The organism is Streptomyces sp. NPDC048269 (assembly GCF_040652395.1).
GTDB lineage: Bacteria > Actinomycetota > Actinomycetes > Streptomycetales > Streptomycetaceae > Streptomyces.
This window is the reverse complement of record NZ_JBEZLW010000003.1, coordinates 288,619-309,520: the sequence shown is the minus strand read 5'-3', so window position 1 is coordinate 309,520 and position 20,902 is coordinate 288,619. Positions and strand designations below refer to the sequence as shown.

General features: G+C 71.6%; 14 protein-coding genes. 12 read left to right on the top strand and 2 right to left on the bottom strand.

Translation table 11 applies throughout. The features are described 5' to 3' along the window. Positions 1–1,224 precede the first annotated feature (1,224 nt). The 4 genes from AB0D48_RS05385 to AB0D48_RS05370 all read left to right on the top strand — a co-directional run bounded on the left by AB0D48_RS05385 (position 1,225) and on the right by AB0D48_RS05370 (position 7,819). A complete protein-coding gene (locus AB0D48_RS05385; RefSeq protein WP_362390996.1) occupies positions 1,225–3,087 on the top strand; it encodes an IucA/IucC family protein in 1,863 nt (620 codons plus the stop codon). Positions 3,088–3,118: 31 nt separating this feature from the next. Further along, the gene (locus AB0D48_RS05380) at positions 3,119–3,817 is read left to right on the top strand and encodes a GNAT family N-acetyltransferase (protein WP_362390994.1); all 699 of its coding nucleotides are present in this window, start codon (positions 3,119–3,121) and stop codon (positions 3,815–3,817) included. A gap of 98 nt (positions 3,818–3,915) precedes the next feature. After that, a complete protein-coding gene (locus AB0D48_RS05375) occupies positions 3,916–5,796 on the top strand; it encodes an IucA/IucC family siderophore biosynthesis protein (protein WP_362390992.1) in 1,881 nt (626 codons plus the stop codon). Between the two features lie 52 nt (positions 5,797–5,848). Then, entirely contained in the window at positions 5,849–7,819 is a 1,971-nt protein-coding gene (locus tag AB0D48_RS05370) for an ATP-dependent DNA helicase (protein WP_362390990.1), read from the top strand. Positions 7,820–7,968: 149 nt separating this feature from the next. Here AB0D48_RS05370 and lexA read toward each other — a convergent pair whose 3' ends face one another. Next, positions 7,969–8,760 carry a transcriptional repressor LexA gene (gene lexA / locus AB0D48_RS05365; protein ID WP_215016496.1) on the bottom strand — a complete coding sequence of 264 codons (792 nt, stop codon included), beginning with the start codon at positions 8,758–8,760 and terminating at the stop codon, positions 7,969–7,971. A gap of 469 nt (positions 8,761–9,229) precedes the next feature. Between lexA and nrdR the strand changes: the two genes are divergently transcribed. The 7 genes from nrdR to AB0D48_RS05330 all read left to right on the top strand — a co-directional run bounded on the left by nrdR (position 9,230) and on the right by AB0D48_RS05330 (position 18,044). Next, on the top strand, positions 9,230–9,742 hold the full coding sequence (gene nrdR, locus AB0D48_RS05360) for a transcriptional regulator NrdR (protein ID WP_362390987.1): 513 nt from the start codon (positions 9,230–9,232) through the stop codon (positions 9,740–9,742). Positions 9,743–9,882: 140 nt separating this feature from the next. Next, positions 9,883–12,771 carry a vitamin B12-dependent ribonucleotide reductase gene (locus tag AB0D48_RS05355; RefSeq protein WP_362390985.1) on the top strand — a complete coding sequence of 963 codons (2,889 nt, stop codon included), beginning with the start codon at positions 9,883–9,885 and terminating at the stop codon, positions 12,769–12,771. Between the two features lie 158 nt (positions 12,772–12,929). Continuing rightward, on the top strand, positions 12,930–13,760 hold the full coding sequence (locus AB0D48_RS05350; RefSeq protein ID WP_362390983.1) for an arylamine N-acetyltransferase: 831 nt from the start codon (positions 12,930–12,932) through the stop codon (positions 13,758–13,760). 32 nt (positions 13,761–13,792) lie between these two features. Continuing rightward, a complete protein-coding gene (locus tag AB0D48_RS05345; RefSeq protein WP_362390981.1) occupies positions 13,793–14,398 on the top strand; it encodes a YdbC family protein in 606 nt (201 codons plus the stop codon). Between the two features lie 72 nt (positions 14,399–14,470). Beyond that, on the top strand, positions 14,471–15,130 hold the full coding sequence (locus AB0D48_RS05340) for a histidine phosphatase family protein (protein WP_362390979.1): 660 nt from the start codon (positions 14,471–14,473) through the stop codon (positions 15,128–15,130). An 11-nt stretch (positions 15,131–15,141) separates the two neighbouring features. After that, positions 15,142–16,059: an ADP-ribosylglycohydrolase family protein gene (locus AB0D48_RS05335; RefSeq protein WP_362390977.1), complete on the top strand. Its 918-nt coding sequence runs from the start codon at positions 15,142–15,144 to the stop codon at positions 16,057–16,059. A gap of 170 nt (positions 16,060–16,229) precedes the next feature. Further along, positions 16,230–18,044, top strand: a complete 1,815-nt coding sequence (locus AB0D48_RS05330) for a DUF4173 domain-containing protein (RefSeq protein ID WP_362390975.1) — start codon at positions 16,230–16,232, stop codon at positions 18,042–18,044. A 123-nt stretch (positions 18,045–18,167) separates the two neighbouring features. On the opposite strand, the gene AB0D48_RS05325 is transcribed toward AB0D48_RS05330, so the two are convergent. Continuing rightward, positions 18,168–19,721: an MFS transporter gene (locus AB0D48_RS05325; RefSeq protein ID WP_362390973.1), complete on the bottom strand. Its 1,554-nt coding sequence runs from the start codon at positions 19,719–19,721 to the stop codon at positions 18,168–18,170. 467 nt (positions 19,722–20,188) lie between these two features. Between AB0D48_RS05325 and AB0D48_RS05320 the strand changes: the two genes are divergently transcribed. Continuing rightward, positions 20,189–20,899, top strand: a complete 711-nt coding sequence (locus AB0D48_RS05320) for a ribonuclease HII (protein ID WP_362390971.1) — start codon at positions 20,189–20,191, stop codon at positions 20,897–20,899. Positions 20,900–20,902: the final 3 nt, after the last annotated feature.

The window sequence follows — 20,902 nt, the reverse complement described above, 5'->3', positions numbered from 1 at the left end:
GAGCCCCAGTGGCAGCGGTCGGCACGCGCGACGTCTCCCACCCCCGGCGCCCAGTCGGCCTCCGGACCAAACCCGGCGCCCGAGCGAGGCGCCGCAGAGGCCGCCGGCCCCGCCGAGCCCCAGTGGCAGCGGTCGGCACGCGCGACGTCTCCCACCCCCGGCGCCCAGTCGGCCTCCGGACCAAACCCGGCGCCCGAGCGAGGCGCCGCGGAGTCCCCCCGCCCCGCCGATCCCCAGTGGCAGTGGCCGGCACCCGGGGCGTCGCCCATCCTCGCCGAGCAGTCGGCCCTCAGGTCGCTCGCGGCACTTGAGCGAGGCGCAGCGGAGTCCCCCAGCGCTACCGAGTCTGAACAGCGGCGGTCGGCACCCGAGGCATCGGCCGCCCCCGCCGCGCGGTCGGCCTCCGCGTCGCTTGCGGCGCCCGCCCCCGCCGCGCTGCCGGCCTCCGGGTCGCTTGTGGAGCCTGAGCGAGGCGCCACAGAGGCCCCTAGCCTTGCCGAGTCTCAGCAGCAGAGGCCGGCTCCCGAGGCGCCTCCTGCCCCTGGCGCCCAGTCGGCGTCAGCGCCTCACTCGGCACCCGAGCGAGGAGCCGCGGAGTCCCCCCGGCCCGCCGAGCGCCAGTGGCAATGGCCGGTACCCGAGGCGTCGCCCGCCCGCACCGCGCAGCCGTCCTCAGGATCGCTCACGGCACCCGATCCAGGCGCCGCAGAGGCCGTCGGCCCCGCCGAGCCCCCGTGGCAACCGCCGCAACCCGCGGCGTCACCCGACGCCGCCACAGGGCGGCTCCTGCCCATCCCTCCCTCCACACCGCCAACACCCGTCGGCCTCCCCCGGGCCACCGCTTCCGGGCAGGCCCCGGTACCGCCGACCGGGGCCGCCGGACGGTACGACGCCCCCGCCGACCCCGACCCCGACCCCGACCCCGACCCCGACCCCGGTGACCGAGCCCCGACTGCCGAGCCCCGCCTCGGCCCCCCTCGGACCACCAGTTCCGGGCAGGCCCCGGTACCGCCGTTTGAAGGCGCCGGACGGTACGACGCCCCCGGCGACCGCGACCGCGACCGCTACCGCGACCCTGGCCCTGGTGACCGCGCCCCCGGCGACCGCGACACCGGCCCCGGTGACCGCGCCCCGGCGGCCGAGCCCCGCCCCGGCACCCCGGCCCCCGCCGCCGGAGTGCCGCACCCACAGCCCCCCGCGACCGGGATCGAGGCGGCGGCCACCGTGCCGCGCCAAAAGGACGGCACGCCCAGACTTCGGCCCGGCGGCTGGGCAGGCCCCCCGGCGGAGGAGCCGACAGCGCTGCCCGACCTCCTGAACCACCCCGACCCCGCCGTCGCCGCCGAAGGAGCGGCGGTGGAGAACCTCCTCCGCTGCTGGGTCCGCGAAGCGGGCCTGCGCCGACCCGACGGCCTCGCCGGAACCCCGCTGCGCATCCCCCTCCCCGCCTCGGGCGCCGTCGTGCTCGTCCCCGTCCGGTACTGGTCCCCCACGGGATGGCACCGCTTCGGCCCCGCCCGGCTGGCGGCCGCCCCCGCGAACGCCCCGTCCTTGGACGCCGTCACGCTCGCCGCGCTGATCGCCCGCGAGGGCACGGGCACATACACGGGCACGCACACGGCCCCGGCCACAGCCACGACTGACGGCTCCCGTGGCAGCGCCGACCTGGTCGGCCGGGTCGCCGACTCGGTCCGCCGCACCGCGGAGTTCATCGTCGACCGGCGCGAACGCCCCGCCGCCCCCTCCCGCATCGGTGTGGACCACTTCCTGACCGCCGAGCAGTCCCTCCTCCTCGGTCACCCCCTCCAGCCGGACCCGAAGAGCCGCGAAGGGCTCTCCGAGACCGAAGTACGCCGCTACTCACCCGAACTCCACGCTTCCTTCCCCCTGCACTGGTTCGCCGTCGCACCCTCCGCCCTCGCCACCGCATCCGCCTGGACCGAACGCGGCCGCCCCGTCTCCGCTGCCGCTCTCCTCAGCCGCCTCGCCCCCGGACTCCCGATCCCCGACAGAGCCACCCCCCTTCCCCTTCACCCGTGGCAGGCCCGCGACCTGCTCCAGCGCCCCGCCGTCGCCGCCCTCCGCGACGCCGGACTCCTGCACGACCTGGGCCCCTATGGCGCCCACTGGTACCCCACCTCCTCCGTGCGCACCGTCCACCGCCCGGGCGCGCCCGCCATGCTCAAGCTCTCCCTGGGCCTGCGCATCACCAACTCCCGCCGCGAGAACCTCCGCAAGGAACTCCACCGCGGGGTCGAGGTGCACCGGCTGCTCCGCACCGGCCTCGCCGAGCAGTGGCATGCGGCCCACCCCGGCTTCGACATCGTCCGCGACCCCGCCTGGGTCGCCGTCGACTCCCCGGACGGCACCCCCGTCCCCGGCCTCGACTGCCTGCTGCGCCACAACCCCTTCCGCTCCGGCGACGACGCCGTCTGCATCGCCGCACTCACCTCGCCCCGCCCATGGCCCGGCCGGACCACCATGAGCTCCCGGCTCGCCGAGATCGTCTGCGCTCTCGCCGCCGCCACCGGACGCACCACCTCCGCCGTCGCCGCCGAGTGGTTCCTGCGCTACCTCGACCACGTCGTCCTGCCGGTCCTCGCCTTCGACGCGCTCGCCGGCATCGCCCTCGAAGCGCACCAGCAGAACACCCTGGTACTCCTCGACCCGGCCGGCTGGCCGGTCGGCGGCCGCTACCGCGACAACCAGGGCTACTACTTCCGCGAGTCCCACCGCGCGGAACTGGAGCACCGGCTCCCCGGCATCGGCAGCCTCAGCGACACCTTCGTCTCCGACGCCGTCACCGACGAACGCTTCGCCTACTACCTCGGCATCAACAACGTGCTGGGCCTCATCGGAGCCTTCGGATCCCAGCGGCTCGCCGACGAACGCGTGCTCCTCGCCGCCTTCCGCCGATTCCTCGGCAAGGCATCAGGCCTCGGCCCGCTCCCCGCGAAGCTGCTCGACTCGCCCACCCTGCGCTGCAAGGCGAACCTGCTCACCCGCCTGGGCGGCCTCGACGAACTCGTCGGACCCGTCGACACCCAGTCCGTCTACGTCACCATCACCAACCCCCTCCACGATTGACGCGTCGGCACCGACGCGGGGAAGAGCCCCCATGCCCACCACAGACGCCCCCGCCGATTCGGCCCGCTCCGCCACCGACGCCACCGACGCGGCCCGCGCCCTCGACGACACGGTCGAACTACGGCTCACCGCCGAGCTGTTGCCCCTCCTCGCCGAAGCAGACCTCCTTGGCTCCCCGGCGACCTGGGGCAGCACCGACACCCCCGCCGGAGCCTTCCGCCTCGAACCCGTACGACCCGGCCGAGACCTGGGACTCCTCACCGGCTGGATGAACGACCCCGAGGTGGCCGCCTACTGGGAGCTGGCCGGCCCCGCCGCCGTCACCGCCGCCCACCTACGGGCCCAGCTCGACGGGGACGGCCACAGCATCCCCTGCCTCGGCCTCCTCGACGGCACACCGATGAGTTACTGGGAGATCTACCGGGCCGACCTCGACCCGCTCTCCCATCACTACCCGGCGCGCCCCCACGACACTGGTATCCACCTGCTCATCGGAGACGGCACGAACCGCGGCCGGGGCCTGGGCACCACACTGCTGCGCGCCGTCGCCGGCCTGGTGCTCGACAACCGCCCCCGCTGCACGCGCGTGATCGCGGAGCCGGACATCCGCAACACCCCCTCCGTATCGGCCTTCCTGAGCTCCGGATTCCGCTGTTATGCGGAACTCGACCTTCCCGAGAAGCGTGCCGCCCTGATGATCCGGGAGCGGGCGCTGCGCAATCTCCTCTGACTGCCGCCCCGCATGCCCTGACCGTCGTCGCCACTTAGCACCTCTCCCTTTGATAACTCTGCGTGACGAAGCGCAGTTCCCGATCTCCGAGGAGTCCCGTGCCGAATTTTCCCGCCGCCTCCGACTCCGCCGCTCCCTCCGCGCCCCCGTCACCCCAGCACCCCTGCACACCCCCCGAACTCACCCGCGCGACCTGGGACGGCGCCGCCCGGCGACTCCTCGCCAAGATGCTCGCCGAGTTCGCCTACGAGGAGATCATCAGGCCCGTCCCCGTCCCCGTCCCCGTCCCCGTCCCGGCCGCCGCCGGTGACGCGTGGACCCTGACCCTGGACGACGGCAGCAGCCTCGGCTTCCGGGCCCGCCGCCGCTCGTACGGCAGCTGGCACGTCACCCCGGAAACCATCACCCTCACCCCCTGCCCGGCCCCGTCCTCCCCGCAGCCGCCGACCGCCTTCGGGGACCCGTACGCCTTCCTCGTCCGCTCCCGCACCCTCCTCGGCCTCGACGGAGCCACCCTCGGCCACCTCGTCCGCGAACTCAGCGCCACGCTCTGTGCCGACGCCCGGATCGACCACACCGCGCTCACCGCCGACGTCCTCGCCGACCTCGACTACGCCGCCCTCGAAGGCCACCAGACCGGCCACCCCTGGCTCGTCCTCAACAAGGGCCGCATCGGTCTCTCCGCCTCCGACACCACCGCCTGGGCCCCCGAGGCCCGCACCCGCCAGCGACTGCCCTGGCTCGCCGCCCACACCTCGCTCGCGACCTACCGGGGGACCGCCGGTCTGGAGGATCCCGCCCGCCTCTACTCCACCGAGCTCGACCCGATCACCCGCGCCGCCTTCGACCAGGCTCTGCGCGACCGCGGCCTGGACCCGCTCCGCTACCTCTACCTGCCCGTCCACCCCTGGCAGTGGGACGAGGTCGTCCTCCCCCTCTTCGCCCCGGCCCTCGCCTCCGGCGCCCTCGTCCCGCTCCCCGCCGATCCCGACGTGCGCCTGCCCCAGCAGTCCATCCGCACCTTCCTCAACCTCACCCGCCCCGACCGCCACAGCGTCAAGCTCCCGCTCTCCGTCTTCAACACCATGGTCTGGCGCGGCCTGCCCAGCGACCTCGCCCTCGCCGCCCCCGCCGTCACCGCCTGGATCCACTCCCTGCGCGACGCCGACCCCTTCCTCCGCGACGAATGCCGGGTCGTCCTGCTCGGCGAGGTCGCCTCCGTCACCGTCCGCCACCCCGTCTACGACGAGCTCCCCGAGGTCCCGTACCAGTACAAGGAGCTCCTCGGCGCGATCTGGCGCGAGCCCCTGACCGGCCGCCTCGCACCCGGCGAGCGTGCCCGTACGCTCGCCAGCCTCCTGCACACCGACCCGCGTGGCCGGTCCTTCACCGCCGAACTCGTTGCCCGGTCCGGGCTCACCCCCGAGGCCTGGCTGCAGCGCCTCTTCGCCGCCGTGCTGCCCCCGCTCCTGCATTTCCTCTACCGCTACGGCACCGTCTTCTCCCCGCACGGCGAGAACACCATCGTGATCTTCGACGAGCATGAGGTCCCGGTCCGGCTCGCCGTGAAGGACTTCGTGGACGACGTCAACATCAGCTCCGAACCGCTGCCCGAGCTGGATTCCCTGCCCGACGAGGTCCGGGCGGTCCTGCTCGCAGAGCCCGCCGACTTCCTGCCGCAGTTCATCCACTCGGGGCTCTTCGTCGGCGTCTTCCGCTACCTCTCGGCCCTGTGCGAGGACCGCCTCGACGTCCCGGAGAGCGAGTTCTGGTCCCTCCTACGGGCGGAGATCCTCCGCCACCAGGCCCGCTTCCCCGAGCTCAAGGACCGCTACGAGCTCTTCGACCTGCTCGGCGAGCGCATCGGACGGCTCTGCCTGAACCGGAACCGGCTCTACGAGGACGGCTACCGCGACCGCTCCACGCGCCCGCACGCCGTCCAGCACGGCACCGTACCCAACCCCCTGTACCGGCCGTGAACCCTCGTCGGTGCGGTCACTGTCGGCGGAGCCCCGTAGGGTTGGCAGTGCTATGACGAAGCCCTCCCTCCCCGACCTGCTGCACGCCGCCGTCTCCGCCGTCGGCGGCACGGAGCGCCCCGGCCAGGTGGCCATGGCCGAAGCCGTCGCCGAAGCCATCGACGACAACTCCCACCGGCTCATCCAGGCCGGCACCGGCACCGGCAAGTCCCTCGGATACCTGGTGCCGGCGCTCGCGCACGGTGAGCGAGTGGTCGTGGCCACCGCGACCCTCGCCCTCCAGCGGCAGCTGGTCGAGCGCGACCTGCCCCGGACGGTGGAGGCACTGCATCCGCAGCTGCGCCGCCGCCCGCAGTTCGCCATGCTCAAGGGCCGCTCCAACTATCTGTGCCTGCACCGCCTGCACGAGGGTGCGCCGCAGGACGAGGAGGAGGGCCTCTTCGACCAGTTCGAGGCGGCCACCCCCACCAGCAAGCTCGGCAAGGACCTGCTGCGCCTGCGCGACTGGGCGGACGAGACGGAGACCGGCGACCGTGACGACCTCACCCCGGGCGTCTCGGACAAGGCCTGGTCGCAGATTTCCGTCTCCTCCCGCGAGTGCCTGGGCGCGACGAAGTGCGCGTACGGCGCCGAGTGCTTCGCCGAGGCCGCGCGCGAGCGGGCCAAGCTCGCGGACGTGGTCGTCACCAATCACGCCCTGCTCGCCATCGACGCGATCGAGGGCGCCCCGGTGCTGCCGCAGCACGAGGTGCTGATCGTGGACGAGGCCCACGAGCTGGTCTCCCGGGTGACCGGGGTCGCCACGGGCGAGCTCACCCCGGGGCAGGTCAACCGGGCGGTGAAGCGTGCGGCGAAGCTGGTCGACGAGAAGGCCGCCGACTCGATGCAGACCGCCTCGGAGTCCTTCGAGCGGGTCATGGAACTGGCGCTCCCCGGCCGGCTGGAGGAGATCCCCGAGGATCTCGGATACGCCCTCATGGCTTTGCGGGACGCCGCGCGCAACGTGATCTCCGCGATCGGCTCGACCCGCGACAAGTCCGTCCACGACGAGGACGCGGTCCGCAAGCAGGCCCTGGCCGCGGTGGAGGGCATCCACGGGGTGGCGGAGCGGATCACCAACGGCTCCGAGTACGACGTCGTCTGGTACGAGCGCCACGACCGCTTCGGCGCCACCCTCCGGGTCGCGCCCCTGTCGGTATCGGGCCTGCTGCGCGAGAAGCTCTTCGAGGACCGCTCCGTAGTCCTGACTTCGGCCACCCTCAAGCTCGGCGGCGACTTCAACGGGGTCGCGGCCTCCCTGGGCCTGTCCCCGGAGGGCGTCGAAGGGGACGACGTGCCGCTCTGGAAGGGCCTGGACGTCGGCTCGCCCTTCGACTACCCGAAGCAGGGCATCCTCTACGTCGCCAAGCACCTGGCCACGCCGGGCCGCGAGGGCACCCGCGGCGACATGATGGACGAGCTCGCAGAGCTGATCGAGGCGGCCGGCGGCCGAACCCTCGGGCTCTTCTCCTCCATGCGCGGCGCCAAGGCGGCCGCCGAGGAACTGCGCGGCCGGCTCGACAACCCGATCCTGCTCCAGGGTGAGGAGACCCTCGGGGAACTCATCAAAGCCTTCGCGGCCGACCCGAAGACCTGCCTGTTCGGGACGCTGTCGCTCTGGCAGGGCGTGGACGTGCCCGGACCCAGCTGCCAGCTGGTCGTCATGGACAGGATTCCGTTCCCGCGCCCCGACGACCCGCTGATGAGCGCCCGCCAGAAGTCGGTGGAGGAGCACGGCGGAAACGGGTTCATGGCCGTCGCGGCGACGCATGCCGCGCTGCTGATGGCCCAGGGTGCGGGCCGCCTCGTACGGGCCGTGGGGGACCGGGGTGTGGTCGCGGTGCTGGACCCCCGGCTGGCCACGGCGCGGTACGGGAGCTTCCTGCGGGCCACGCTGCCGGACTTCTGGTACACCACGGACCGCAACCAGGCCCGCCGCTCGCTCGCCTCGATCGATGCAGCGGCGCAGGCCGACGGGAAGTAGTTCTTGGGAGCACGGGCGGCAGCCCTCAATTGAGCAACTGAAGCGCCGAGCGACCACCTCCGCGAAAGCGGCGGCGGTTCAGCCACACAAAAGGGACAACCCCCGGAACCGGCGCAGTGGGTCCCGGGGGCTGGATGGAGGCGGCGGGGTCAGACCCGCCGCAGTACCGCGACGACCTTGCCGAGGATGGTCGCCTCGTCGCCGGGGATCGGCTGGTAGGCGGAGTTGTGCGGTAGGAGCCACACGTGGCCGTCCTCGCGCTTGAACCGCTTGACGGTCGCCTCGCCGTCCAGCATCGCGGCGACGATGTCGCCGTTCTCCGCGACGGGCTGGCGACGGACCGTGACCCAGTCGCCGTCACAGATGGCGGCCTCGATCATCGAGTCGCCGACGACCTTGAGGACGAAGAGCTCGCCGTCGCCGACGAGCTGGCGGGGGAGCGGGAACACGTCCTCGACCGACTCCTCGGCGAGGATCGGGCCGCCGGCCGCGATCCGGCCGACCAGGGGAACATAGGAGGCGGCGGGCTTGCCGGTGGTGTCCGTCGGCTGCGAGCTGGGCTGGTCGGAGCCCCGTACCTCGTACGCCCGGGGGCGGTGCGGGTCGCGGCGCAGGAAGCCCTTCCGTTCCAGGGCCATCAGCTGGTGCGCGACCGAGGAGGTGCTGGACAGTCCGACCGCCTGGCCGATCTCCCGCATCGACGGCGGGTAACCCCGCCGCTGCACCGAGTCGCGAATGACCTCGATGACCCTCCGCTGCCGGTCCGTGAGCCCGGAGCTGTCGGCGCGGATGCCTGGAGGTCGACCTGGCAGCGAGCGTGCGGGGCGCACGGGCTCCGCCTCCGGGTTCAGGTTTGCGTCGTTCATGGCATGCACCGGCTCAAGTCGGCTCTGGGAGCGGTTCTGGGCAGTGATGGTGGCACTGTCTGCGGTGGTGGTCACGTCGGCCCCTCTCGAAATGTTCTCCCTAGCTGGACAACGGTAGTTGCTTTCGAAAGGTTGCGCCAAACACACGTTCGAGTGAAAAATCGCAGATCGTCCCGCGTGGGTACATCGAGGGGTGTATGGACGATCGGGTGGCCGAACGCGGGTTCGGCTCGGCATCCGCCGCTTACGGTACCCTTCCCGGTCGGGTCGCCGCCTTCCGAGCCTGGCTCCAGTGTGGCACCGCGGGGCCTCGTATCCGGCTATCGGACGTCGCGACACGCGGAGCCGAGGAAATCCACCACAACCCAAGATCTAGTGGTTGGATGAGCGCTGCCACCCAGAACTAGTGGTCCTTGGGTCTGTTGAGGGTCCTGGGATCGCATATGCTGGTGGCTGCTCCACGAGCCCCCGACAGAGCCCGTCTCTGTTGTTCAGGGGCTCTGTGGGGTGATTCAGTCGTGCCAAAAGGGAGGGTGAGGGAACCATGCACTGCCCCTTCTGCAGGCACCCCGACAGCCGAGTCGTCGACAGCCGCACCACGGACGACGGCACGTCGATCCGCCGGCGCCGTCAGTGCCCCGACTGCTCCCGTCGCTTCACGACGGTGGAGACGGCCTCACTGATGGTGATCAAGCGCAGCGGGGTGACCGAACCCTTCAGCCGTACCAAGGTCATCTCCGGCGTGCGCAAGGCGTGCCAGGGGCGGCCGGTCACCGAGGACGCCCTCGCCAAGCTCGGCCAGCGGGTCGAAGAGGCGGTGCGCGCCACCGGGAGTGCCGAGCTGACCACCCACGACGTGGGTCTGGCCATACTCGGCCCGTTGCAGGAACTCGACCTGGTCGCCTACCTGCGCTTCGCGTCCGTCTACAAAGCGTTCGACACCCTTGAAGACTTCGAGACCGCCATCGCGGAACTGCGCGAGCGGCGGCCTCACCCTGATGAGTGCGAGGCCGGTGGGACCGGTTCGGTCCCCGTGCCCGCCTCCGCCGCCGACTGACCGGACGGCCCGCACCGCGGTGCAATCGCACCGCGGTGTGACCGGTGAGCCAGGCGAAGAGACGTAGATAACGAGACACAGCACCGTGCCGCGGAATAGCGCTGGCACTTTAGGGCGTTTTGCCCGCATTGGGAGGCGGCATGACAGAGACGGCGAGCAGCTCGGCACGTGGTTCCCGCGCCAAGGGGACCAAGGCCGCCAAGGGCGGCCTGCGTATCGAGCGCATCCACACCACCCCCGGCGTGCACCCTTACGACGAGGTGAGCTGGGAGCGCCGTGACGTCGTCATGACCAACTGGCGCGACGGCTCGGTCAACTTCGAGCAGCGTGGCGTCGAGTTCCCCGAATTCTGGTCGGTGAACGCGGTCAACATCGTCACCAGCAAGTACTTCCGCGGCGCGGTCGGCACCCCGCAGCGCGAGACCGGTCTGAAGCAGCTGATCGACCGGATCGTGAAGACATACACGAAGGCCGGCGAGGACTACGACTACTTCGCGTCGCCCGCCGACGCGGAGATCTTCGAGCACGAGCTGACCTACGCCCTCCTGCACCAGATCTTCAGCTTCAACTCCCCGGTGTGGTTCAACGTCGGCACGCCCCAGCCGCAGCAGGTATCCGCCTGCTTCATCCTGGCCGTCGACGACTCCATGGAGTCGATCCTCGACTGGTACAAGGAAGAGGGCATGATCTTCAAGGGCGGCTCCGGCGCCGGCCTGAACCTCTCCCGCATCCGCTCCTCCAAGGAGCTCCTCTCCTCCGGCGGCAACGCCTCCGGCCCGGTCTCCTTCATGCGCGGCGCCGACGCGTCCGCCGGAACGATCAAGTCGGGCGGCGCCACCCGCCGCGCGGCCAAGATGGTCGTCCTGGACGTGGACCACCCGGACGTCGAGGCCTTCATCGAGACCAAGGTGAAGGAGGAGGAGAAGATCCGCGCCCTGCGCGACGCGGGCTTCGACATGGACCTGGGCGGCGACGACATCACGTCCGTCCAGTACCAGAACGCCAACAACTCCGTCCGCGTGAACGACGAGTTCATGACGGCCGTCGAGAACGGCACCAAGTTCGGCCTGCGTGCCCGCATGACCGGTGAGGTCATCGAGGAGGTCGACGCCAAGGCGCTCTTCCGCAAGCTCGCCGAGGCCGCGTGGGCCTGCGCCGACCCGGGCATCCAGTACGACGGTGTGATCAACAACTGGCACACCTGCCCCGAGTCCGGCCGCATCACCGCGTCCAACCCCTGCAGCGAGTACATGCACCTGGACAACACGTCCTGCAACCTCGCCTCGCTCAACCTGATGAAGTTCCTCGACGACGACGGCAAGGGCAACCAGTCCTTCGACGCCGAGCGCTTCGCCAAGGTCGTCGAGCTCGTCATCACGGCGATGGACATCTCCATCTGCTTCGCGGACTTCCCGACGCAGAAGATCGGTGAGAACACCCGCGCGTTCCGCCAGCTGGGCATCGGCTACGCCAACCTCGGCGCCTTGCTGATGGCCACCGGCCACGCGTACGACTCGGACGGCGGCCGCACCCTCGCCGCCTCGATCACCTCGCTGATGACCGGCACCGCGTACAAGCGCTCCGCCGAGCTGGCCGCCATCGTCGGCCCGTACGACGGCTACGCCCGCAACGCCGAGTCGCACAAGCGCGTCATGAAGCAGCACTCCGACGCCAACGCCGTCGCGCCGCGCACCGACGACCTTGACAACTCGATCTGGGCCGCGGCCACCGAGGCCTGGCAGGACGTCCTGCGCCTCGGCGAGAAGAACGGCTTCCGCAACTCCCAGGCCTCCGTCCTGGCGCCGACCGGCACCATCGGTCTCGCGATGTCCTGTGACACCACCGGTGTCGAGCCGGACCTGGCCCTGGTCAAGTTCAAGAAGCTCGTCGGCGGCGGCTCGATGCAGATCGTGAACGGCACCGTCCCGCAGGCCCTGCGCCGCATGGGGTACCAGGAAGAGCAGATCGAGGCGATCGTCGCCCACATCGCCGAGCACGGCGTGGTCGTCGACGCCCCGGGCCTGAAGGCCGAGCACTACTCGGTGTTCGACTGCGCCATGGGCGAGCGCTCCATCTCGGCGATGGGTCACGTCCGCATGATGGCCGCGATCCAGCCCTGGATCTCCGGCGCGATCTCGAAGACGGTCAACATGCCGGAGACGGCGACCGTCGAGGAGATCGAGGAGATCTACTTCGAGGCCTGGAAGCTCGGCGTCAAGGCGCTCGCGATCTACCGCGACAACTGCAAGGTCGGCCAGCCCCTCTCCGCCAAGAAGAAGGAGCAGGAGAAGGAGGAGGTCACCGCCAAGACGGAGGAGACCATCCGCGCCGCCGTCGAGAAGGTCATCGAGTACCGCCCCGTCCGCAAGCGCCTCCCCAAGGGCCGGCCGGGGATCACCACCTCCTTCACGGTCGGTGGCGCCGAGGGCTACATGACGGCGAACTCCTACCCGGACGACGGCCTGGGCGAGGTCTTCCTGAAGATGTCCAAGCAGGGTTCGACCCTCGCGGGCATGATGGACGCCTTCTCGATCGCCGTCTCGGTCGGCCTGCAGTACGGCGTCCCGCTGGAGACCTACGTCTCGAAGTTCACCAACATGCGCTTCGAGCCGGCCGGCATGACGGACGACCCGGACGTGCGGATGGCGCAGTCGATCGTCGACTACATCTTCCGTCGCCTGGCGCTCGACTTCCTGCCCTTCGAGACCCGTTCTGCGCTCGGCATCCACACCGCCGAGGAGCGCCAGCGCCACCTGGAGACCGGCTCGTACGAGCCCCTCGAGGAGGAGCTGGACACCGAGGCCCTGGCGCAGTCGGCCCCGCTGGCCGCCGTGCCGTCGGAGCCGAAGCCTGCCGCGGCCGTCTCGCTCCCGGCCCCGAAGACGGCGCACAGCAACGCCGAACTGGTCGAGATGCAGCTCGGCGTGTCCGCTGACGCCCCGCTCTGCTTCTCCTGCGGTACGAAGATGCAGCGCGCCGGCTCCTGCTACATCTGCGAGGGCTGCGGCTCCACGAGCGGCTGCAGCTGACATCGGGCTGCCATCGTGATCCGCTGAGGCGGGCAGGTCCCCTGGGACCTGCCCGCCTCGGGCGTTTTCCCGCCCGCGATCATTGGGGTGTACGGCGCGGTCGCCGCCGACGGGGCGGACGACGCGAGGGACACGGGGAGACGGGGAAATGGGGAGCCATGTGGAGCGGTGACGAGCTGGACCTGGACGCGTATCTGGCGCGGCTCGGGATCGCGGGTGCGGGCCGGGAACTCCGTCCGGACCTGGAGACGTTGTACGCGGTGCACCGGGCACACACCGCCGCCATCACCTTCGAGAGTCTTGACGTCCTGCTCGGCCGCCCCGTCGCGCTGGACGTCAAGGCGATCGAGGACAAGCTCGTGCACAGCCGCCGCGGCGGCTACTGCTACGAGCAGAACTCGCTGCTGGCCGCCGCCCTGGAGCGGATCGGCTTCGAGGTCTCCGGGCGCGGTGCCCGCAACCGCACCCGCGGGGACTCCCTGACGCCGGTGACGCACGCCGTCCTCGTCGTCACCGTCGAGGGACAACCGTGGCTGTGCGACGCCGGGTTCGGCTACCAGGGGCCTTGTGAGCCCGTCCCGCTGGGGCGGCCCGGTGCCGAGGTGCGGCAGGGGGAGTGGACGTACCGGGTCCGCGAGGAGGACGACGGCATCCTCGTGCTGGACCTCCTGCGCGGGGGAACCTGGCGCGACCTGTACGCGTTCTCCCCACAGCGGTACCACCCCGTCGACTACCTCCTGCTCAACCACTACAGCTCCACCCACCCCCGCTCCGCCTTCATCGGGCGCGTCATCGTCCAGCACCCGGGCGGCGGCGTCCGCAGGGCGCTGGTCGGGCGGGAGCTCACCCGGCTGCACCCCGACGGGCGGGACGAGCGGAGGGCCGTCGGCCCGGACGAGCTGCTGGACGTGCTCGACCGGGAGTTCGGGCTTCGGCTGCCCGAGCGGGATGCGGCGGAACTGGTGCGGATCCACCGCGCCGGGGACTGACCCGGGCCGCGCCGGGACCGTACGATGGCGCCGTGCTGGTCAAGTGGATTCGCTGCACGGTGACGGACCGACGCGGGTTCGAGCGCGGGCAGCGAAAATGGGCGGGGCTGCCGGGCGAGCCGGGATTCCGGGGACAGGGCGGCGGCTGGAGCCGGGGCCGGCAGGGGGTCGCGCATGTCTTCGCGTTCTGGGAGAGCCGTTCCTTCTACGACTCCTTCATGGCCCGCAGCCACGACCGGCTGGCCGCCGCACAGCACGGCACCTACACCGATTCGCGGGTCACGCTCTTCGACCACCGCTTCGACGTGAAGACCGGTTTCGAGCCGCGCTTCACCGACGCAGACGTCGTCCGGGTGGCGCACACCCGCGTCCGGGAAGGCCGGGTCGACCACTTCGCCCTCATGCAGGAGAAGGTGTGGAATCCGGCCATGGCGGGTTCGCCCGGCATGATCCGCGGGCTCTTCGGAGAGGCCCCGGGCCGGGAGTTCCTGGTGCTGTCGATGTGGCACGCGGCCGCCGAGCACGGCAAGTACCGGCAGGAGCGGGTCGAGCGGCTCTCCCTGCGCGCCCAGATCCAGGCCGACGTCGAGGCCCTCACCGGTGACGTCGTCGACCTCGAGCCCTCGTGGACGGTATGACCGTACGACGACCGTCCGGCTGACCGGCGTGCCCGGTCGGTCGGCCCGCCGGTGGCCGAATAGGGTCGTGGGATGGCTCGACCACGGCGCATCGTCCTTGTCCGGCACGGGGAATCCGAGGGGAACGCCGACGACTCGGTGTACGAACGGGAACCCGACCACGCCCTGCGGCTGACCAAGAACGGCCGCGAGCAGGCCGCGGCGGTCGGCGAACAGCTGCGTGAGCTTTTCGGCGACGAGACGATCAGCGCGTACGTCTCCCCGTACCGCCGGACCCTGCAGACCTTCCGGGAGCTGCGGCTGAACCCGGCGCGGGTCCGGATGCGCGAGGAGCCGAGGCTGCGTGAGCAGGACTGGGGAAACTGGCAGGACCGGGACGACGTACGGCTCCAGAAGGCGTACCGCGACGCGTACGGCCACTTCTTCTACCGCTTCGCGCAGGGGGAGTCGGGAGCCGACGTGTACGACCGGGTCGGGTCCTTCCTGGAGAGCCTCTACCGCAGTTTCGAGGCCCCGGACCACCCCGAGAACGTGCTGCTGGTGACGCACGGGCTGACCATGCGACTGTTCTGCATGCGGTGGTTCCACTGGTCGGTGGCCGAGTTCGAGGCCCTGTCCAATCCCGGGAACGGCGAATTCCGGACGCTCGTGCTGGGACCGGACGGCCGGTACCGGATGGACCGCCCGTTTGAGCGGTGGACCACACCTGAGCCCTACGACCTGGACGGCTAGAGTGACCCGCGATGACCCCTGACTCCACTCCCGAACGGCGCTACGCACGCGCCATGGCCAGCCTCCGCGGTCTGGCGCTGGGCGATGCCCTGGGCTCCCAGTACTTCGTCCCCGTGAACTACCCGCGCCTCAAGCGGCGCGAACTCCCCGCCGGCACCGACACGTGGCAGTGGACCGACGACACCGAGATGGCCTGCTCGGTGGTGGCCGTGCTCGCCGAGCACGGACGCGTCGACCAGGACGAGCTGGCGAGCTCCTTCGCCCACCACCACGACTTCGACCGGGGCTACGGGCCGGCCGTGAACCGGATGCTCCGCCTGATCCGGGAGGGTGAGGACTGGCGCACGCTGGCCGCCGAACTGTTCAACGGGCAGGGCTCGTGGGGCAATGGCGCTGCCATGCGCATCGCGCCGCTGGGCGCCTGGTACGCCGACGACCCCGAGCAGGCCACGCACCAGGCGGAGATCTCCGCCTACACCACCCACCAGCACCGCGAAGCGGTCTGCGGGGCCATGGCCGTCGCCGCGGCGGCCGCGCTCGCGGCGGACCCGGCCGGGCCGCCGAAGGCCGCGGACCTGCTGGACGGGGTGATCGCGCTGGTGCCGCGCAGCGCTGTGGGCGCAGGGGTGCGGCGGGCGCGCGACATGCTGGACTACGGCGACGCGACCACGGTCGCGGCGGTACTGGGCTGTGGTCGGCGCACGAGCGCCCATGACACCGTGCCGTTCGCGCTGTGGTCGGCGGCGCGGTCGCTGGACGACTACGAGCGGGCGTTCTGGACCACCGCGCAGGTGGGCGGGGACGTCGACACGACGTGCGCGATCGTCGGCGGGGTGCTGGGCGCGCGCGGAGACGAGGTGCTGCCGGCCGCGTGGCTGGCGCGCACGGAGGCCCTGCCGGCCTGGCTGCCGGAGTCCGCCAGGGGCTAGCGGTAGTCGGCTGCGGCGTCCAGGACGGGGATGAAATCTCCCGTTCCGATTGTCACGGTCCTGCCACGGGACCCTTTTGATCCTGTTCAAAACTGCGAGACGTCGGCCTACTCTGTCCGCTTCGCCGTCCCACCGGAACTCCGGGGCGGCCGACGTGGGAGGGGAACACGATGTCAGAGAACACCGACGGGGCGGACGAGACCGCGGCTGACGGCGCGGCCGGAGGCACGTCCGAGGGCGCGTCCGGCGGGACAACCAGCGGGGCGTCCGGCAGGGCATCCGGCGTGGCAACCGGAGGGGCATCCGGCGAGGCGCCCGCAGCCGGGGATCCGCCAGCGGATACGGCTCAGGCCGGGGACCGACCTGCGGCAGCGGCCGGACCCGCCACCCCCGCGGGGCCGGGCTCCGGAGTCCCGGCCGACGCCGCCGCCTGGCAGGCGTGGCAGGAGCAGCAGTGGCGCGAACGGGCCGCCACGGCCCGCGCCAAGGCCGCAGCGCCACCCGCGTGGGTTGTACAGGTGCGGCCCGCCCAGGCCGCTCCCATCGGGACCGCCACCCTCGCAGCGGCCGGCCTCGCGGGACTCGCCGCCGCCCTGCTGCTCGGCGACGGCATGGGCCCGGGCCTGCTGCTCGCCGTCGTGCCCGCCGCCGTCGCCGCGTACACCGCCGCCCGCACGGCCCGTCGTACGGCCCGCCCCTGGACCGTGGTCTGGGCGATCGGCTGCCTCGCCCTCCTGGCCGTACCCGCCCTGCGCGACTCGGCGTGGCCGTCCACCCTCGCGATCCTCGCCGCCGTTCTGCTGGGCGCGCTGGCCCTGCACGGCAGCCGCACCTGGCCCGGAGTCCTGCTCAGCCCGCTCGGCTTCTTCGACGCCATCGTGTCCGGGGTCGGCTGGGCCTGGTCCGGCCTGCGTTCTCGCAGCGGTGTCAGCAAGGACCGCTGGCTGCCCATCGCCAAGGCCGGCGCCGTGGCGGTGGCCCTCCTGCTCCTGTTCGGCGCGCTGTTCGCCTCCGCCGACGCGGCCTTCGCCGATCTGCTCGGCGGGCTGACGCCCGACATCTCCGTCGGGGACGGGCCCGTCCGGATCCTTCTCTTCCTCGTCGGCGCCCTCCTCGCGCTGGCCGCAGCCCGTGCCGCCGAGGCCCCGCTGCGCTGGGACCGGATCAAGGTGACCCCCGGCAGGCCCAGGTCCCGCGTCGAATGGGCCCTTCCGCTCGTCGTGCTCAACCTGCTCTTCGCCGGCTTCAACGCCGTACAGCTGGCCGTCCTGTTCGGCGGCTACGACAAGGTCCTGGCCAGCACCGGCCTCACCTACGCGGAATACGCCCGGCAGGGTTTCTGGCAGCTGCTCTGGGCCACGCTGCTCACCCTCGTCGTGATCGCCCTCGCCCTGCGCTGGGCCCCGCGCGACGGCGCGGGCGACCGCCGCTTCGTCCGCGTCGTCCTCGGGGTGCTGTGCGCGCTGACCCTGGTCGTCGTCGCCTCGGCGCTGCGCCGGATGGACCTCTACGTGGACGCGTACGGCCTGACCAGGCTGCGGGTGTCGGTGGCCGCGATGGAGCTGTGGCTCGGGCTGGTCATCGTATTGATCATGGCGGCCGGGGTGTTCGGCGCGCGCTGGCTGCCGCGCGCGGTCGCGGGGAGCGTGGCGGCCGGCGTCCTGGCCTTCGGCCTGCTGTCCCCGGACGGGATGGTCGCCGAGAGCAACGTGACCCGCTTCGAGGCGGACGCCAAGATCGACCTGGCCTACTTCCAGAGCCTGTCGGCGGACGCCGTGCCGGCTCTGGACCGGCTGCCCGAGCCACAGCGGTCCTGCGCCCTGCGCGGGATCAACCAGGAGATGTCCGGGCAGGGCGACGTTCCCTGGTACGCCATGAGCCTCGGTGAGTACCGGGCCCGCCGCATCCTGCACGAGCGGCCGGTGACCGCTCCGTACGAGGTCTGCTCGCGCCTCGGCACGTTCGGCAGCCGCTACGAGTACTAGGGCGGGCGCGGCGGGTACGAGGGCCCGGCCGCAGCGCGTACGGGAGCCCGCGAGCGGCGGGTACCGCGGCCCGGGCGCGGGAAAGGGCCGCGCCCGGGCCGCCGTACGTCCACCCAGGCCGGCTCAGGCCGTGGGGCCGCTCTTCGCAGCCCCTCCGTTCAGGGCCTCCAGGTCGCTCTTGCGTACCCGGATCACCAGCAGCGCGGTGGCCAGGGCCAGGCCCGCCATCGCCACGGCGGCGCCGAACGCGGTGGAGATGCCCTGGGTGAGTACGAGGTCACCCCAGGGGTCGGGCAGCTGGCCGGTCTCCTTGAAGGCGGCCAGCCGGTCCGGCTGCGCCTGCGCCATGAACGCGGGGATCTGCTGGTCGGCCTCGGTGCGTGCGGCCGTGCCGAAGACGGTGACCAGGATGGACAGGCCCAGGGAACCCCCCACCTGCTGGCTGGCGTTGAGCAGACCGGAGGCCGCGCCCGCCTCCCGCGGCGCGACTCCGGAGACGGCGGTGAGGGTGAGGGTCACGAAGTTGAGGCCCATGCCGAAGCCGAACAGCAGCATCGGCCCGAGGACCCCGGTGAAGTAAGAGGAGTCGGTCCGGATGAAGGCCAGCCAGGTGAGCCCGGTGCCGACGAGGGCGGTTCCGGTGACCATGAACGGCTTGGGGCCGAAGCGGGGCAGGAAGCGCTGCGAGAGTCCTGCGGCCGTGACGACGGCGACGGTCACGGGCAGGAACCCGAGTCCGGACTGGATCGGGGAGAAGCCCAGGACGTTCTGCACGAACTGGACGATGAAGAAGAACATCCCGAACATCGCCGCGGCGAGGCCGAGCATGATCACGTACGTGCCGGCGCGGTTGCGGTCGGCGAACATCCGCAGCGGGATGATCGGTTCGGGGGCCCGTGACTCGATGGCGACGAAGAGCGCGAGCAGGACGACCGCCGCGGCGAAGGAGCCGAGGGTGAGCGAGTCGCGCCAGCCGTCCTCCGAGGCGCGGATGAATCCGTAGACCAGGGAGGCCATGCCGCCGGTGGAAGTGAGGGCGCCGGCGACGTCGAAGCGCCCGGGGTGGCGTTCGGACTCGCTGATGTAGAGCGGGGCGAGGATCGCGATCAGCACGCCGATCGGCACGTTGACGAAGAGCACCCAGCGCCAGTCGAGCCACTCGGTCAGCATGCCGCCGGCCAGCAGACCGATGGCGCCACCCCCGGCGGAGACGGCGGCGAACGCCCCGAAGGCCCGGTTCCGTTCGGGGCCTTCGGGGAAGGTCGTGGTGATCAGCGCGAGCGAGGTCGGGGAGGCGATCGCGCCGCCGACCCCCTGGAGGGCGCGGGCGGCGAGCAGCTGCCAGGGTTCCTGGGCGAAGCCGCCGAGGAGGGAGGCCAGGGTGAAGAGCAGGATTCCGGTCATGAACACGCGGCGCCGGCCCAGGATGTCGCCGGCCCGGCCGCCCAGCAGGAGCAGACCGCCGAAGGTGAGCGTGTAGGCGCTCAGCACCCAGGAGAGGTCGGTGGTGCTGAAGTCGAGGGCGGTCTGGATGTGCGGGAGCGCGATGTTCACGATCGTCGCGTCGAGAACGACCATGAGCTGGCACGCGGCGATGACGGTGAGGGCCACGCCGGGGCGCCCCTCCCGACGGGCCGCGCCCGGTATCCGGGGTGTGGCGAGTTGCGAGCTTGTCACTGAGGATCCCCCCCAAAGTGAAAGGGTGAACGAATCGTTCACTGTGGAACCACGGTAGGAGCGGATCCTTAGTGAACGAAAGGATTCACCGGTGCCGAAAATTCACGCGAGGTGGGCGCCGCCGGGCCGGCCGCGGTCGGGTCCGGTGGTCCTTCCTTCGCGAGTGCGACCACGGGTGCGCCCAACGGTGCTGCGGAGGTGTTCGGTCCGTGAGGCAGAAGCCGACGTAGTGGCTGATCATGTGCCTCTGTGGTGGGGAGCGGGGCGGGGTGGCGTGTGGTGGGACGTACCTGGTCCACTTCTCGTGGATGTCGTTGCGGCGACGCCGACGTGCCGCGTGGAGGTGTGCGGGAGCGAATGAGGGGATCGGGATACGGGCCGGACGGGGGTTGGAACCGGGACGGAGCCGCGCCGGACCCGGGCCGGGGTGTGCAGGCGGCGCGGGGCGGCGTAACCTTGCTGGCGCCATGCCGTACGAAGCACCCACCCACACCGTCGAACGCTCCCTCCGTGCAACCACCGGCGCCAGGGTCATCGCCGGGGTCGACGAAGTCGGACGAGGGGCCTGGGCCGGTCCCGTCACCGTGTGCGCGGCGATCACCGGTCTGCGCCGGCCGCCCGCAGGGCTCACCGACTCCAAACTGCTCACCGCCAAGCGGCGCGACGCGCTCGTCGACGTCCTGGAGGCCTGGGTCACCGCCTACGCCCTCGGGCATTCCTCCCCGGAGGAGATCGACGAACTGGGGATGACCGCCGCCCTGCGACTCGCGGCGGAGCGTGCTCTGCAGGCCCTGCCGGTGCGGCCGGACGCGGTGATCCTCGACGGAAAGCACGACTACCTCGGCTTGCCCTGGCAGGTCCGTACGGTGATCAAGGGCGACCAGTCCTGCGTCGCCGTCGCTGCGGCCTCGGTCATCGCCAAGGTCCGCCGTGACCGCATGATGGCCGAAATAGGCGAACAGGACGGCGGAATCGCGGACTTCGCCTTCGCCGCCAACGCCGGATACCCCTCACCTGTGCACCGGGCGGCGCTGGAGGAACAGGGGCCGACCCCCTACCACCGGCTCTCGTGGTCGTACCTCGACGCGCTTCCCCGGTGGCGTCACCTCAAAAAGGTGCGCCGCAGCGAGGAGTCGATGGAGCTGGAAAACGGAGGCCAACTCGGCTTCGATTTCTGATCG